This window comes from Streptomyces sp. NPDC058955, from assembly GCF_042741435.1.
Taxonomy (GTDB): Bacteria; Actinomycetota; Actinomycetes; order Streptomycetales; family Streptomycetaceae; genus Streptomyces.
Map to the genome: position 1 here is coordinate 372 of NZ_JBHYKM010000146.1, position 16460 is coordinate 16831.

Annotated in this window: 10 protein-coding genes and 1 riboswitch; of the genes, 5 read left to right on the forward strand and 5 right to left on the reverse strand. The window is 76.3% G+C overall.

Annotation, left to right across the window (positions count from 1 at the left end; genetic code table 11):
• Positions 1-178 precede the first annotated feature (178 nt).
• The 3 genes from ACFW1I_RS34355 to ACFW1I_RS34365 all read left to right on the forward strand — a co-directional run bounded on the left by ACFW1I_RS34355 (position 179) and on the right by ACFW1I_RS34365 (position 3945).
• A complete protein-coding gene (locus ACFW1I_RS34355) occupies positions 179-1282 on the forward strand; it encodes a PP2C family protein-serine/threonine phosphatase (RefSeq protein WP_384677371.1) in 1104 nt (367 codons plus the stop codon).
• A gap of 248 nt (positions 1283-1530) precedes the next feature.
• Positions 1531-1682: riboswitch (cyclic di-AMP (ydaO/yuaA leader) on the forward strand.
• Between the two features lie 11 nt (positions 1683-1693).
• On the forward strand, positions 1694-2914 hold the full coding sequence (locus ACFW1I_RS34360; protein ID WP_384677354.1) for a M23 family metallopeptidase: 1221 nt from the start codon (positions 1694-1696) through the stop codon (positions 2912-2914).
• Positions 2915-2985: 71 nt separating this feature from the next.
• Positions 2986-3945, forward strand: a complete 960-nt coding sequence (locus ACFW1I_RS34365) for an aldo/keto reductase (protein WP_384677356.1) — start codon at positions 2986-2988, stop codon at positions 3943-3945.
• On the opposite strand, the gene ACFW1I_RS34370 is transcribed toward ACFW1I_RS34365, so the two are convergent.
• From ACFW1I_RS34370 to ACFW1I_RS34385, 4 genes are all read right to left on the reverse strand, one after another.
• Positions 3942-5378, reverse strand: coding sequence for a PrsW family intramembrane metalloprotease (locus tag ACFW1I_RS34370; RefSeq protein WP_384677358.1), 1437 nt, complete (start codon positions 5376-5378; stop codon positions 3942-3944). The genes ACFW1I_RS34365 and ACFW1I_RS34370 overlap by 4 nt on opposite strands.
• Positions 5379-5432: 54 nt before the next feature.
• Complete coding sequence (gene trmB / locus ACFW1I_RS34375) at positions 5433-6152, reverse strand: tRNA (guanosine(46)-N7)-methyltransferase TrmB (protein WP_384677360.1); 720 nt, start codon at positions 6150-6152, stop codon at positions 5433-5435.
• 456 nt (positions 6153-6608) lie between these two features.
• A complete protein-coding gene (gene lhgO / locus ACFW1I_RS34380; protein ID WP_384677362.1) occupies positions 6609-7793 on the reverse strand; it encodes an L-2-hydroxyglutarate oxidase in 1185 nt (394 codons plus the stop codon).
• A gap of 128 nt (positions 7794-7921) precedes the next feature.
• On the reverse strand, positions 7922-9364 hold the full coding sequence (locus ACFW1I_RS34385) for an MFS transporter (protein ID WP_384677364.1): 1443 nt from the start codon (positions 9362-9364) through the stop codon (positions 7922-7924).
• A gap of 688 nt (positions 9365-10052) precedes the next feature.
• Between ACFW1I_RS34385 and ACFW1I_RS34390 the strand changes: the two genes are divergently transcribed.
• Positions 10053-12236: an asparagine synthase-related protein gene (locus ACFW1I_RS34390; RefSeq protein WP_384677366.1), complete on the forward strand. Its 2184-nt coding sequence runs from the start codon at positions 10053-10055 to the stop codon at positions 12234-12236.
• Between the two features lie 147 nt (positions 12237-12383).
• Positions 12384-15677, forward strand: coding sequence for an ATP-binding protein (locus ACFW1I_RS34395; protein ID WP_384677367.1), 3294 nt, complete (start codon positions 12384-12386; stop codon positions 15675-15677).
• Here the strand turns inward: ACFW1I_RS34395 and ACFW1I_RS34400 are convergent.
• The coding region (locus ACFW1I_RS34400; RefSeq protein WP_384677369.1) for an NPCBM/NEW2 domain-containing protein at positions 15664-16460 on the reverse strand (797 nt) is incomplete at its 5' end. The genes ACFW1I_RS34395 and ACFW1I_RS34400 overlap by 14 nt on opposite strands.

Sequence of the window (16460 nt, forward strand, 5' to 3'; positions counted from 1 at the left end):
TCGCCGCCGCGGCCACTGGAGAGAATAACACCGGCCCCCCCCGGGGGGGGGGGGGGGGGGGGGGGGGGGCGCGCCCCCCCCCCCCGGCCGGCGCATCGCCCGGTCCGGTGCGCCCCGGGGGCCGTACGGGCGCGATCCGCACCCCCCGGCCGCCCCCTTCGGGGCCACCCGCAGGTTCCTGCGGGCGCTGCCGCCGCTGATCATCGTCGGCGGGGTGCTCTTCGACCTGTCCACGCCGCCCTCGTACACGGCGGCGCCGCTCTTCTCCGCCGCCCCGCTGGTCGCGGCCCCGTTCTTCTCCCGGCTCACGACGCTGCTGACCGGGCTCGCGGCGATCCTGGCCTCGGTCGGGCTGCACGCGTACAACGGCACGCTCTCCGACGTGCCCTCGCTCACCGAGACCCTGACCGTGGTGACCGTCTCGGCGCTGGCGCTGGTGATCAACCTGGTGGTGCGGCGCAGCGGGGAGCGGCTGGCGTCGGCGCGGGTGATCGCGGAGGCCGCGCAGCGGGCGGTGCTGCCGATGCCGGCGGAGCGGATCGCGGGGCTCCAGTGCGCGGCCAGGTACGAGGCGGCGCAGGCGGACGCCTTCATCGGCGGCGACCTGTTCGCGGTGCAGGACACCCCGCACGGGGTGCGGCTGGTGGTCGGCGACGTGCGGGGGAAGGGCATGGACGCGGTGGAGGCGGTGGCCGTCGTCATCGGGGCCTTCCGGGAGGCAGCCGAGCAGGAGGCGACGCTGGAGGGAGTGGCGCAGCGGCTCGAACGGGCCCTCACACGGGAGGGGACCCGGCGGGAGGGGCTGGACGCCTTCGAGGGGTTCACGACGGCGGTGCTCGCGGAGATCCCGCGCGAGGGCGAGCGCGTCCGCCTGGTGAACCGGGGGCATCCGCCGCCGCTGCTGCTGTACGGGGACGGGCGCCTGGAGGCGATCGAGCCGGCCGAGGCGGCGCTGCCGCTCGGGATGGGGGAGCTGTCGGTCTGGCCGGACCGGGCCGACGAGCGGTCGTACCCGCCGGGCGCGACGCTGCTCTTCTACACCGACGGGCTCTCGGAGGCGCGGGACCCGAGCGGCGTCTTCTACGATCCGGCGGACCGGCTCGCGGGGGCGGTCTTCCCCGGGCCGGAGGAGCTGCTCGACGCGCTCGTGGACGACGTGCGGCGGCACACCGGCGGGGGGTCGACCGACGACATGGCGCTGCTCGCGGTGAGCCGGCCGGCGGCCGGGGCCCCGGAGCGGCGGCGGACGATGCCGGTGGTGCCGCCCGGGCCGGCGGGTTGACGGGGACGGGCGGGACGGGCGGAACGGGCCGTCATCACGGTCCGTGGTCACGAGGTGTCACAGCGATAACAATTGACATAACGTCAGATTCTCGGGGTTTGCCGGGGCCTCACTGAAGGGGGGTCAACTCGGGCGAATCCCTGCCAATTCAATGAATGATCAAGAGGAACGGCTTGGAATCGGACCGCCGTGTCTATTAACGTTCGATAACGCAGCGCGGTCGTCCCAGCCGTCGCAAGAGGCGGCTCCGTGCGCACGTGCCGAATCCCGAAAGGGAACCGGGGAACCATCCCTTGGGGTGAATCGGGCCCCTCGCACCTCCCCCGTGCGAACACGCCCGTAGGAGACCTTCCTGCTCCGAACCCGTCAGCTAACCCGGTAGGCGAGAAGGAAGGAAAGGAGCGCGCCCCCGTGGCGTCCAACACCCCCGTACCCGGAGCCCCCTTCGACCCCTTCGGCGGCCCGGGTGCCGTCGGAGCGGACGACCCGGCCGGCGCAGCGTCGGGCACGTACGCGTACGACACCGCCTCCTTCACCCCCGCGCCCGGGGAGTGGAACCCGACCGAGGGCTCCCTGCGCGCCGAGAGCCGCGCCGGCGGCCGGCACCGGGTCGTGAAGCAGCGCTCCAACTTCGCCCGCTCCTCCACCGTCCTCGGCGTCGGCGTCATCGCCGCCGTCGGCGCGGGCGGCCTCGCCACCGCGCAGGAGAAGCCCCCGGTCGCGATCTCGCTCCCGGACCTCCCCGACCTGGGCCTCCCGGACGCCCACGACCTGCCCGGCGTCGGCTCGCTGCTGCCCGGCGGCGACGAGGAGACCGCCGAGGCGCAGGACTCCGCGCCGGTCGCCACGGGCGGCGCCGGCGCGAAGCCGCTCACCTCGATCACGTACACCGCCCCGGCCGACACCGACACCGCCGGCACCGCCGCCACCGGGGAGCGCACCGCCTCCGCCGCCGACGCCGGCGAGGCCCTGCGCGCCCGCATCCTCCAGCAGGCCGAACAGCAGCAGCAGGCCGCCGTCGACGCCGAGAAGCTGGCCGCCGAGAAGGCCGCCGCCGAGAAGGCCGCGGCGGACGCCGCCGCCCAGGCCGAGGCCGCCGCCAAGGCGGAGGCCGAGGCGAAGGCCAAGGCGGAGGCGGAAGCGGAGGCGAAGCGGCTCGCCGAGGAGAAGGCCGAGGCCGAGCGGATCGCCGCCGAGAAGGCGGAGGCCGAGCGGCTCGCCCAGCTGGCCGCCAGCTACTCGATGCCGCTCTCCTCGTACACGCTCACCTCCACCTACATGCAGTCCGGTTCGATGTGGTCCTCCGGCTACCACACGGGCCTCGACTTCGCCGCCCCCACCGGCACCCCGCTCAAGGCGGTGCACGGCGGCACCATCAAGTCGGCCACCTACTCCGGCTCGTACGGCTACCGGATCGTCCTGGAGCTGGAGGACGGCACCGAGATCTGGTACTGCCACCTCTCCTCCATGACCGTCGCCGCCGGCCAGACCGTCTCCACCGGCGAGACCATCGGTCGCGTCGGCGCCACCGGCAACGTCACCGGACCCCACCTCCACATGGAGGTCCACACCCCGGACGGCTCGGGCATCGACCCGGCCGAGTGGCTGCGGTCCAAGGGCCTGACGGTCTGAGCCCGCCTTCCGGCCGGGGTTCAGGCTCCTCGACCGGAATACGCCCGGCGGTGCACGGAGTTGATTTCTGCATGACCTCGACTCTGCGCCCGCTGGGCACCTCCGACCTGCGCGTCTTCCCGCTCGCCCTCGGCGGCAACGTCTTCGGCTGGAGCGCCGACGAGGAGCGGTCCTTCGCGGTCCTGGACGCCTACGCGGCCGCCGGCGGCAACTTCGTGGATACCGCCGATGTCTATTCGGAGTGGGTCGAGGGCAACGAGGGCGGCGAGTCCGAGACGATCATCGGCCGCTGGCTGGCCGCCCGCGGCAACCGCTCCGACATCGTCGTCGCCACCAAGGTCGGCGCCCACTCCCCGCTCAAGGGCCTGGCCGCCGCCACCATCAAGGCCGGCGCGGAGGAGTCCCTGCGCCGCCTCGGCACCGACTACATCGACCTGTACTACACGCACTTCGACGACGAGACGGTCCCGGTCGAGGAGATCGTCACCGCCCTCGACCAGCTCGTGAAGGACGGCAAGGTGCGGGCCGTCGCCGCCTCCAACATCTCCCCGGAGCGGCTGCGGGCCTCCCTCGACTTCGCCGAGGCGGAGGGCCTCGCCCGGTACGTGGCGCTCCAGCCCGAGTACAACCTCGTGTCGCGCGAGAAGTACGAGGGCCCGCTCCTCGACACCGCCGCCGACGCGGGCCTCGCCGCCGTCCCGTACTACGGCCTCGCCGCCGGCTTCCTCACCGGCAAGTACCGGCCCGGCCGGACCGTCGAGAGCGTCCGCGCCTACCGGGCCTCCGCCCTCGCCGAGACCGCGCGCGGGCAGGCCGTGCTCGCCGCCCTCGACGAGGTCGCCGAGGCCCACGGCGCCGAGCCCGCCACCGTCGCCCTCGCCTGGCTCGCCTCCCGCCCCACCGTCGCCGCGCCGATCGCCTCGGCCCGCACGGTCGAGCAGGTGCCGGCACTGGTCGCGGTCGCCGACCTGACCCTGACGGCGGCCGAACTGGCCCGCCTCACGGCCGCCTCGGAGACCCCCGAGGGCTAGCCCTTGTACGGGTTGTAGCCGCCGTAGTCGAGGTACTGCGGCGGCACCCACACCCGGCCGGTGGCCCGCGCCGCGTACGACAGCGCGGGGGAGGCCATCGCCCGGCGCTCCCACAGGTGGTGCAGCAGCTCCTGCTCCCGCGCGGCGAAGTCGGGCACCGGGACCGTGCCCCGGCGGGCCCGCTCGCGCAGGAACGCCAGGGTGGTGGCGAAGGACTCGTACTCGCCGACCGTCCGCGCCCCCGCCTTCCCGTACGTACGCGACGCCACCGCCCGCGCGGTGCGGCGGGCCCGCATCGAGGAGAGCGCCAGCGGCTCCTCCGGGGAGAGCCAGCCGGCCGCCGCGTACGCCGGCAGCACCCCGGCGATCGTCCGCAGCTCCTTCTGCCGGCTCCACACGGCCAGCCAGGTCAGCAGACCGAAGGCCGGCACCATGAAGATCCCGTACACGGCGTAGAAGGCGAGCGGGCCGCCGAAGGTCGCCGAACCGTTCCACAGCGCGTGGACGCCCATCGCGAGCAGCAGCCCGGCGAGCGGCAGCAGCACCTTGCGCGGTCTGCGCACCCTGCCGCGCGGGGCGAGCGCGGCCAGACCGAAGCCGATGCCCGTGAGCACCGTGAAGAGCGGGTGCGCGAACGGCGACATCACGACCCGGACGAAGAAGGTGCCGGCGGTGACCGCGCCGATCCCGCCGTCCCCGAGGTCCTGGTCCTCGCCGAAGGCGTTGCCCAGGTAGAGGATGTTCTCGGTGAACGCGAAGCCGGTCGCGGTGAAACCGGCGATCACCACCCCGTCGACCAGGCTCCGGAAGTCCCGCCGCCGGAAGAGGAAGAGCAGCAGGATCGCGGCGGCCTTCGCGGACTCCTCCACCACCGGGGCGATCACCGTGGCGCCGAGGTCGTCGGCCGAGCCCGGGTCGGCGGTCGCGGTGGCGATCCAGCGGACGGCGAAGGAGTTCGCGAGGATCGCGACCAGAGCGGCGGCGAACGCGCCCCACGCGAACGCGAACAGCAGGTTCTTCCACGGACCCGGCTCGACCCGGTCGAGCCAGCGGAACGCCGCCATGAGCAGCGGTACGGGAAGCACCGCGAGGCCCAGCCCGACGAGGAAGCCCTCCGTGCCGGTCTGCTCCCGCACCAGCGCCAGGATCACCAGGGCGCACAGCGCGAGGAGCGTGATCACGGCGACGGCCCGCACGATCCGGCTCCGCCAGAACGCCCGGCGGGGCCGGTACCGCCACTGGCTCCGGTCGGCGGCCACGGCGAACGCGGGCTCGTCCCCGTCCCGCGCGGGCACGTCGGCGGCGAGGGCCGCCCTCGCGTCGGCGGATGTCTCCTCGGCCGGTGGGCCGGCCTGCGCCGGGAGGAAGGCCGGGGCCGTGGCCTGCGGGTCGGCGGTCGGCTCGGGCTGGGGTGGCGGCATGGGGTGCGTCACGGACCGACCCTAACGACCCGCACCGACAGGAGCGACGGGTTACCGGAGGAAGGGCTACTTCCGCCGGAAGAGCAGGTCGTGCACGACGTGCCCCTTGTCCAGGCCCTGGCCCTCGAAGCGGGTGAGCGGCCGGAAGTCGGGGCGGGGCGCGTAGCCGCCGTCGGGCGCGGTGTTCTCGAAGTCGGGGTGCGCCGACAGCACCTCCAGCATCTGCTCCGCGTACGGCTCCCAGTCCGTGGCGCAGTGCAGCACCCCGCCCGGCTTCAGCCGGGTCGCCAGCAGGGTCAGGAACTCCGGCTGGATGAGGCGCCGCTTGTGGTGCCGCTTCTTGGGCCACGGGTCCGGGAAGTAGACGCGGCAGCCGTCGAGGGCGGCCGGGTCGAGCATCTCGCGCAGCAGGATGATCGCGTCGCCGTTGGCGACCCGGACGTTGGTGAGCCCGTTGCGGTCGGCGAGCCCGAGGAGGTTGCCCTGCCCCGGGGTGTGCACGTCGACGGCGAGGATGCCGGTGCCGGGGTCGGCGGCGGCCATCTGCGCGGTCGCCTCGCCCATCCCGAAGCCGATCTCCAGGACGACGGGCAGTCCGCCGAACAGCTCGCGCAGGTCCAGGACCCGCTTGCCGTCGATGTCCAGGCCCCAGTCGGGCCACCGCTTCAGCATCGCCTCGGCCTGGCCGGCCGTCACCCGGCTCCGGCGCGGCTGGAAACTCCGGATCCGCCGCTCGAAGTGCGCGCCGGCGGGGTCGGGCGAGGGCCCTTCTCCGGGCGCGAACATACGACTGCCGCGCCGAACGACGCCCTCACTACGCTTCTCATGCTCCTCAACCACAATGCGGCCCATGGTACGGGCCCCACCCCGAGGCCGCGGCCCGCGCCCGCGCCGCTCCGTTGTGGGCTGCGCCCCAGGCCCCGGCGGCCGCCGCCGTTTCGTTATGGGCTGCGCCCGGCGTGGGGTGGCCGCCGTTTCGTTGTGGGCAATCGTTCCGCTGGGGCGGAACGGGTGGGCACAACGGAACGGCACCCTTAGCGGTGCCTCCGCGCCCCGAGCCTGGACCCGCACCCGTACGGAGCCGTACAGCGGGTGCGGGTTCAGGCGCAGGAGCCTAGGCCCGGCGGAGGGGCGCCGTTCCGTGTGCCCACCCGTTCCGCCCTGCGGAACGCCTGCCCACACGGGGGGTGCGGGAACGGGCGCGGCCCGGAAGACGGCGCGCCGGCGCGGAAGGCGGGCGGGTCAGAGGTGGGTCAGGGCTCGGTGGGCTATTTCTCGGCCTATGGGGAGGGACGCCGTCGCCGCAGGCGAAGGCGCGTTCAGGACGTGCACCGTCCGCGCCGCCTCCCGGATCAGGAAGTCGTCCACCAGCGTCCCGTCCCGCAGCACCGCCTGCGCCCGCACCCCCGCCGCCGCCGGCCGGAGGTCGGACTCGGAGACGCCGGGCAGCAGCCGCCGCACCGCCTCGGTGAAGGCCCGCTTCGACAGGGAGCGGCGCAGCTCGCCCGCGCCGTACTTCCAGTGCCGGCGGGCGATCGCCCAGGAGCCGGGCCACGCGAGCGTGCCGCCGAGCTCGCCGGGGCGCAGGACCCCCCAGTCGTAGCCCTCGCGGGCGAGCGCCGGCACCGCGTTCGGCCCGATGTGGACGCCGCCGTCGATGCCCCGCGTGAGGTGCACGCCGAGGAAGGGGAAGGCGGGGTCCGGCACGGGATAGACCAGGCCCCGCACGAGCGAGGGGTCGGCCAGTTCGTAGTACTCGCCCCGGAAGGGCACGATCCGCATGCCCGGGTCGTCGCCGGCGAGCCGGGCGACCCGGTCGCAGTGCAGCCCCGCGCAGTTGACGAGGACCTTGCCGCGCAGGATCCGCTGGTCGGCGGTGCGGACGGCGACGCCCCAGGGGCGCCGGTCCACGGCCGTGACCTCCGCCCCGTACAGGATCTCCGCGCCGGAGGACTCGGCGAGCTGCCGGGCGACCGCCTTGTAGTCGACGACGCCGGTCGTGCCGACGTGGATCGCGGCGAGGCCCCGCACCCGCGGCTCGTACGCGGCGATCTGCGACGGGCCGAGCTCGCGCACCGGGATGCCGTTCTCCCGCCCGCGCTGGACCAGCGCGTGCAGCCGGGGCAGCTCCTCGCGCGCGGTGGCGACGACGAGCTTGCCGGTCACCTCGTACGGGATGCCCCACTCGGCGCAGAACTTGACCATCTCGGCCGCGCCCTCGACGGCGAACCGCGCCTTCAGGGAGCCGGGCCGGTAGTAGATGCCGCTGTGGATGACGCCGCTGTTGCGCCCGGTCTGGTGGCGCGCGGGGCCCTCCTCCTTCTCCAGGACGGCGACGCGCGTGCCGGGGGCGGCGCGCTGGAGCGCGTACGCCGTCGACAGACCGACGATCCCGCCGCCGATCACCAGCACGTCACAGTCAAACACCAGCGCCACCTCCCACCCCTGATAGTGCACTGGCCCACTGACATTCCCGCTAAACGCCCACGTCGTGGGATGCGCGTCACGCTTTCGGGCGCGCCCCGCCCCGAGCCGTCACTCCCCGGTGCGCGCCGTCACGCCGGGGCGACCAGCAGGGGCCGGGCCCGCTCCCGCAGCTCCATCACCCGCGGCTCGTGCCCGTACGGCTCCAGGCGGTGGAGCAGGTCCCGTACGTACTCGGTGGTCCGCGCGGAGGAGATCCGTCCGGCCACCTCCACCGCGCGCGTGCCCGCCGCGCAGGCCGCGTCGAGGTTGCCGGACTCCAGCTCGGCGACGGCCGAGACGACGAGCCGCAGCCCGTGCGAGCGGACGAACTCCTCCGTCGGCCGGGACAGCGCCTGCTCGGTGAAGCGCCGCACCTCGCGCGGCATCCGCAGGTCCCGGTAGCACTCGGCGGCGTCGGCGCAGAACCGGTCGTACGAGTAGAAGCCGAGCCACGTCGGGTCGGCGTCGCCCTCCCGGGAGCGCTCCAGCCACCCCTCGGCGGACTTCAGCGCCCCCGCCGCGGCGGGCCCGTCGCCGGCCTTGGCGTGCGCGCGGGCCTCGACGAGCCGGAAGAAGGACATGGTGCGGGCGGTGGCCAGCCCCCGGTTGCGCTCCAGCGCCGCCTGCGCCAGGTCCACCCCCTCGTCGGCGAAGCCCCGGTAGATGGCCTGGAGGGACATCGAGGCGAGGACGTACCCGCCGAGCGGCACGTCGGCGGCGGCCCGGGCGAGCCGCAGCGCCTGGATGTAGTACCGCTGGGCGGCCTCCTGCTGGCCGGTGTCGAAGGCCATCCAGCCGGCCAGCCGGGTCAGCTCGGCGGTCGCCCCGAAGAGCGCCCGGCCGACCTCGTCGGAGTAGGAGCCGAGCAGCAGCGGCGCCGCGTCCACCCGCAGGCACTCGGGCACCATCGACGAGCGCCAGTCCCCGCCGCCGTACTTGGAGTCCCACTTGCGCGCGTCCTCGGCGGCCTCGCGGAGCTTGGCGACGTCGCTGTGGCCCACGCGCGCGTGCTCCCCGCCGCCGGCCGGTCCTGGGCCGCCGCCCGGCCGCCCCGCCTCCCGCTCCACCGACGGGTCGGCGGGGGTGATCAGCCACCGGGACGCCGGCGTCGCGTAGGCGCTCACCGAGAAGGAACCGGCCAGCGACTGCCAGATGCCGCCCCCGCCGGCCCGCCGCCCCGCCAGGTCCAGCCGGTAGAGGTCGGTGGCGGCGCGGACCGCCTCGCCGACGTCCCGGGGGAAGGCGAGGCCCACCTCCGGCGCCGGGTCGGCGTCCGCGAGCCCGATCTCGTGCAGCGGCACGGGCCGGCCCAGCTTCTGCCCGATCGCGGCGGCGATCAGGTGCGGCGCGGCGCCCTGCGGCACCATTCCCTTGGAGACCCATCGGGCCACCGAGGTCTTGTCGTAACGAAGCGTCAGCCCCCGCTGCGCACCGAGGTCGTTGACGCGCCGGGCGAGGCCGGCGTTGCTGATTCCCGCGAGGGCGAGAACGGCGCCGAGCTTCTCGTTCGGCCCGCGTTGCTCCCTGGACATGGCGCCACCCCTCGACATCCAGACGGCCGCCGCGACGCCGGGCATAGGCGGGCGGCATTCGTAAACACAGCGTAGTTCGCCGCATCCCCACCGTTAAGGGGCGGAGTTCCGTATGGCGAGATTGTTGTGTGACCAGCCGACCGGAGCGGCCCGTCGCCCGGTCCGTGCTCCGGCCGTGTGGCCGTGCGCCCGGCCGTGCGCTCTCGCCGCTCCGGGCCGGGACGGCTTCCATGAGTGCTGCGTGGGTCGGCCCGTCCGGCCGGGAGCGGAGCCCTCTCGGGCACCTGGTCCCGTACCGGTGGGCTGGGGGACACCGCCGCTCCATTCCCCGCGGGCGGCGGACGGCGCCGGGGGGCGGGTCGCCTCCCGGACTGCCGGAGGACCGGACCGCCGGCGGGCGTGCGGAGCCTCCGGGCGGCCGCCGCCTCCGTGATCCCTTCAGCACCTGACGGCAGGTCAAACCTCGTGCCAGGGACGAGAATCGGCCGAATCCTCCGCCGTCGGAGCCGTATCGCGGCCCGCCCCGCCCGTCCCGCCGCCCGTCACCTCCGCGCCACCGCGCGCCCCCGGTCGGCCAACTGGCCCATGCCAGGGGCGCATTCGGCTTTCGCGCGCGTGCACCCGGACCCCGCCCCGTGCGCCGTTGTCATGGCAGCATGGCCCCACCGAAACGGACGTGGAGGCGCCGATGCGATGGCTGGTGGGCTGGAGCAGTGTCGCCGCGGGATACGCCACGACCGCCGGCGCACGCCCCGGAGCGGCGAACGGCGCACACGCGTACGGCTCCGGGACACCGCCCCAGGCCCAGCCGTTCGCCGAGAGCGGCGGGCACGTCGGGGGGCGCACGGTGCAGCCGGTGGGCGCACAGCTCCTGTGGGGCGACCCCGACCCGCTGTGGGCGGTCGGCGACTGGCGCCCCGACGAGGTGCGGGTGGTCTCCCTCGACGACGGCACCCGGCTCGCCGTCCTCGGCTGCTGCGCCGCGAGCGACGACGACCTCCGCCGCGGCCTCGTCACCGCGCGCGGCGGCGCCCTGCGCCACCTCACCGCCTGGCCCGGCAGCTACACCGCCGTCGTCAAGGCCGGCCGCCGGGTCACCGTCACCGGCGACCTCGCCGGCGCCCGGCCCGTCTTCCACACCCCCTGGGAGGGCGGCACCGCCTACGCCACCGCCGCCCTCCCGCTCGCCGACCTCGTCGAGGCCCAGCTCGACATCGGCCACCTCGCCGCGCTGCTCGCCTGCCCCGAGTCCCCGGAGGCGCTGCGCGACTCCACCCCGTACGAGGGCGTCCGCCGCGTCCCGCCCGGCCACGCGCTGATCCTGCGCGAGGGCTCCCGCGAGATCGCCGGGTACGAGACGGTGGCCTCGCTCGCCGTCGCCGCGCCGCAGGCCGACCCCCGGCAGGCCGTCGAGGCCGTCCGGGACGCGCTCGTGGAGTCCGTACGGGCCCGGCTCACCGCCCCCCGGCACGCGCCCGAGGCCCCGCTGCCGGACCCCGGACCCGTCCCCGGCATGGGGCCCGCGGACCGGCGGGCGGCACGCGGCGCGGGCCCCGCGCCCGGCATCGGCGCCGACCTGTCGGGCGGCAGCGCCTCCGCCACCCTCGCCCTGCTCGCCGCCGGACTGCCCGGCGTGCCCGGCACGCTCCTCGGGCACGCGGGCGCGGGGGAGCGGCTGCTCGCCGTCACCTTCAACGACCTCGCCACCAAGCCCGGCCCCGGCCGGACCGCCGAACTGGAGCGCGCCCGGGAGCTGGCGGCCGACCCCCGGCTGCGGCACGTGGTCGTCACGGCGGGCGAGGAGGCCCTGCCGTACGCGGCCCTGGACGGGCCGCTCACCGACGAGCCCGGGCCCGCGCTGGTCACCGCCGAACGGCACCGCAGGCGGCTCGCCGGTGGCAGCGCCGACCACTTCACCGGGCTCGGCGCCAAACAGGTCCTGGACGCCCACCCGGCGCGCCTCGCCGACCTGCTGATGGACCGCAGGCGCCGCTCCCTGGTCCGCCCGGTGACCGCCCTCGCCAAGGCGACCGGCCCGTCGGCGGGCTCCTTCCTGGTGCCGGTCACCGTCTACCGCGCGGCGCGCCGGCTCGCCCGCACCCCCTACCGGACCGGCCTGGAGACCGCCGCCCGGCACGTCCTCGACGCCAACCGGGACCCCGCCGACGCCCACGGTCCGCTGGCGGCCTCGCTGTCCGCCCTCGCCTGGTCCCGGCCCGGCCCGGCGGCCCGCTGGCTCACCGGCGAGGCGCTGGCCGAGGTGTCGGTGCGCCTCAACCGCGCGGCCACCCTGCCGCCGGCCGTCCAACGCCCCGGCGACGCACGCGCGCGTGCGGCCCTCGCCCGGGCGGCGGCGGACCACCGGGTCCTGGAGCAGGCCGCCGAGATCCGCGGCCAGCGGCTGCACGCGCCCTTCCTCGACAACCAGGTCGTCCGCGCCTGCCGGGACCTCCCCGAGGCGCTCCGGGTCCAGCCCGACGCACGGGCCGGCGTCCTGCGCACGGTCCTCGCCGACACCGGCATCCGCGACCTGCCGGCCGGCTGGGGCGCCCCCTACCCGGCGGTCCCCGCCGGCACCGCCCGCGCGGGCCTGCGCGCCGCGCTGCCGAACCTCCTGGCCCTCTTCGAGGCACCCCTCCTCGCCGACGCGGGCCTCATCGAGGCCGGCACCGTCCGCGAGGCCCTGCGCGCGGCGGCGGACGGCGCCCGCGTCCCTCTCGACGGCCTCGCCGACCTCGTCTCCACCGAACTCTGGCTCCGCCGCCTGCTCGCCCGCCGAGGCTCCTGCTGGACCGACACGGCCACCCCCCGCGCCCCGCGCGCGGTCCAGGGCCCCCTGATCCCGGCGTCCCGGTCCCTGCCCGCGCGGTGACGGCACCCGCTGCGACGAAACGTCACAGCACGCCCGGTCGAGCGAAGAGCCTCCGCCGCGCCGACGCCCACCGGCCCCCCGGCGCCTCTGTCCACAGTCCGGGGAAACCCCGAGGCGCCCCCGGCGCCCGGCGGCAAGAATGGGCCGGTGCGGTATCTCCTCCTCGGCACCACCGAGGCCCTCGGCCCCGACGGCACCCCCCTACCCCTCGGCGGCGCCCGGCTGCGCGCGCTGCTCGCCGCGCTCGCGCTGCGCGGGGGACGGGCCGTCCCGGTCGGGGAGCTCGTCGACGACGTGTACGGGGACGAGCCGCCGCTCGACGCGCCCGCCGCCCTCCAGGCCCTTGTCGCCCGCCTCCGCCGGATCCTCGGCCGGGAGGCCGTCGAAGCCACGCCCGGACCCGGCTACCGGCTCGCCGCCGCACCCGAGGACATCGACCTGTACGTGTTCGAGCGCCGCGCCGCCGAGGCCGGCGCCCGCCTCGACGCCGGCGACCCCGAGACGGCCGCCGCCCTCCTCCGGGACGCCCTGGGGCTCTTCCGCGGCCCCGCCCTCGCCGACCTGCCCGGACCGGCGGGCGTCCGCCCCGAGGCCCAGCGGCTCGCCGCCCTGCGCCGCCGCGTCGAGGCCGACCTGCGGCGCGGCGCCGTCGACGGACTCGTCCCGGAGCTGACCGCGCTCACCGCCGCGTACCCGTACGACGAGGGCTTCCACGCCCAGCTCATCCGCGCGCTGCGCGCCGAGGGCCGGTCGGCCGACGCGCTCGCCGCGTACGAGACGGCCCGCCGCACCCTCGCGGACGCCCTCGGCGCCGACCCGGGCCCCGAACTGACCGCCCTCCACCGCGACCTCCTCACGCCCGCCGAGCCCACCCCCGCCGAGCGCCCGGCGCCCGCCGCGTACCCCCGGGAGACCCCGAGCCCGACCCCCACTCCGGCCCCCGAGGGCGGCAACATCCGCCCCCGCCTCACCTCCTTCGTCGGCCGCGAGCCCGAACTCGCCGCGCTCCGCGACGACCTCGGCCGGTTCCGGCTCGTCACGCTCACCGGTCCCGGCGGCTCCGGGAAGACGCGGCTCGCCGAGGAGGCCGCCCGGCAGGTCGCCGGGCCGCAGGCGTGGATCGCGGAGCTCGCGCCGCTCGACGACCCGGGCGCGCTCCCCGGCGCCGTGCTCTCCGCGCTCCGCCTCCGCGAGATCAACCTGATCACCCGCGACGGCACCGCGCTCCAGGACGACCCCACCGTCCACCTCGTGGAGCACCTCGCCCACCGCCCCGGCCTCCTCCTCGTCCTCGACAACTGCGAGCACGTCATCGGCGCCGCCGCGGCCCTCGCCGAGACGCTCCTCGCCCACTGCCCCGGCCTCCGGATCCTCGCCACCAGCCGCGAACCCCTCGGCGTTCCCGGCGAGACCGTCCGCCCGGTCGAGCCGCTGCCGCCCGTCCCCGCGCACCGGCTCTTCACCGAGCGGGCCGGGGCCGTCCGCCCCGCCTTCGACCGGGACCACGCGCGCGAGGCGGACGTCGCCGACGCCGTCGCGGAGATCTGCCGCCGGCTCGACGGCCTGCCCCTCGCCATCGAACTGGCCGCCGCCCGGCTGCGGCTGCTCACCCCGCGCCAGATCGCCGACCGGCTCGACGACCGCTTCCGGCTCCTCACCTCCGGCGCCCGCACCCTGCTGCCCCGCCAGCAGACCCTCCGCGCGGTCGTCGACTGGTCCTGGGAGCTGCTCGACCCGGCCGAGCGCACCCTGCTCCGCCGGGTCTCCGTCTTCACCGGCGGCTGGGACCTCCCGGCGGCGGAGGCCGTCGACACCCCCGCCCCGGAGGACGGCGCCGACACCCTCACCACCCTCGGCGCCCTCGTCGACAAGTCGCTCGTCGTCGCCACCCCCACCGACGACGGCACGATGCGCTACCGCCTCCTGGAGACCATCCACGAGTACGCGGCCGAGCGCGCCGCCGAGACCCCGGAGCTGCTCGCCGCCGCGGGCGCCGCCCACACCGCACACTTCACGGCCCTCGTCGAGGAGGCCGAGCCCAGGCTCCGCTCCGCCGAGCAACTGCCCTGGATCGACCGGCTCGAACGGGACCTCGACAACATCCGGGCCGCCCTCCACCGCACCCTCACCGCCCCCGACGAAGCCGCCGGGCTCCGCCTGGTCCTCGCCATGGGCTGGTTCTGGTGGCTGCGCAACTACCGCCCCGAGGGCCTGGGCTGGACCCGGCGCGCCCTCTCCCTGGGGGAGGACCCGGACGACCGGGACGACCCCCGGTACTGGCCGCGGATGCGGCTGCGGCTGCTCTCGTTCTTCCTCGCCATGGAGGACGAGAACATGTACACGGGCGACCTCCGCGAGGACCCGGCCGCGCTCGCGCTGGTCCGCCGCGTCCGGGACGCCTTCGGCACGGACCCCGGCCCGGAGTCCGCCCGCTTCCCCGGCCTGCTGTGGCCGTTCAGCGCGTACCTGACCGAGGACCCGGCGACGATCCGCGCCCTGCTCGACATCGGCGTCGAGACCTGCCGCCGGTACGGGGGCGACTGGGAGGTCGGCGTGAGCCTGATGTTCCGGACCCACATGATCGTCGACATGCCCGGCGGCATGGAGGGCGTCGACGAGGACCTGGCCGAACTCCGCGTCCTCACCCGCCGGGTCGGGGACCGCTGGATGGGCGCCCAGGTCGCCTCGGCCGCCGCCGAGGCCCACATGATGCGGGGCCGCCGCACCGAGGCCAGGGAGGCGTACGAGGAGGCGCTCCGCCTCGCCCGCGAGGTCGGCGCCCACGCCGAGGCGCCGTTCCTCGTCGCCCGGCTCGCCGAACTCACCTACCGGGACGGGGACACGGACGCCGCCGAGCGGGGGCTCGACGAGGCCGCGCGGGAGTCGGAGCGGCTCCGCCTGCGGGACGCCCTCGCCTTCGTCGACGTCATGCGGGCCGTCCTCGCCCTCGACCGGAACGACCCCGCACGCGCGCGTGCCTGGATCACCTCGGCCGGCGCCCACGTCCGCGCCGGCACCCCGCCGCCGCACTTCACCATCGCCGTCGAGGGGTTCGTCGCCCGCATCGAGGCCCACGAGGGCGCGGGCCCGGCGGCCGTCGTCTCCGCCGCCGCCGCGCTGCGGTCCGCCCTCGGCGGCCGCTGCGCGGACGTCATCGTGATCAGCCTCGGCGAGGGACTCGCCTTCGCCCTGGAGCGGGCCGGCGACGCGGACCGCAGCGCGCGCGTGGCGGCCGCCGTCGCCACCTGGCGGAAGGACATCCCCCGCTCGGTGCCCGAACGGCGCGAGGCCGAGGCGCTGACCGCCGCCTGCCGGGCCGCGCTCGGCGAGGCCGGGCTGGCGGCCGCCCGCGCCGCCGGGGCCGGCCTCGGCCCGGAGGACGTCCTGGCCCTGGTGGAGCCGTACACCGCCGGTGCCGGAGAGGCCGTCAGGAGCAGCTGATCCGGGACTCCGCCCAGTCCGCGACGGCGGCCTGCCCGAAGGGGGTGTGCTCCTCCACCACGAGCCGGAGCGTGGACCGGCCGGCGAGGTCCACGTGGACCGGGATCGCCGGGTCGCCCGGCCGGACCACGGGCGAGCGCCACAGCTGCTCCCCGTCGCCGTACACGGAGAAGCGGACGCCGCCGGGGCCGAGCGGGGCGCTCAGGTCGTCGACGCCGACGACGGCGTCGTAGGCGGTGCACTGCCGGTTCAGCCGGATGAGCAGCGAGGACGGGGCGTGCACGCTGACGCCGTAGGCGTACGTGGAGTCGCTGATCGTCATGGACTGGCGCGGCCACATCCACGCGCCGTCCTCCAGGACGACCTCGGGCTTGGTGCCGTCGCCGAACGCGGCGTAGTCCAGCCGGTCGACCGGGTAGACGGTCGGCGCGGGCGGCGGTGGGGGCGTCGTCGGCGGCGGGGTGGGGCTCGGGGTGGCCTTCGGGCTCGGCGTGGGGCTCGGCGGCGGAGTCGTCGGCGCCGGCGTCGGCGTCGGCTTGGGCGAGGGCTTCACCACCGGCTTGGGCGTCGGCTTCGGCGTGGGCGTCGGCGTCGGCGTCGGCTCGGGGGAGGGCGGCGGGGTGGTGGGCTCCGGCGCGGGCGCCGGGGGCGGCGGCTTCGGCGTCGGCTTGGGCGAGGGCTTCGCCGGCGGCGCGGGTTCGGGGGTGACGGGGGTGACGGCCGGCGGCGTGGGCTGCGGCGCGGCGATGGGCTGCGGGTCGCCGGCCATCGCCCAGACGAGCC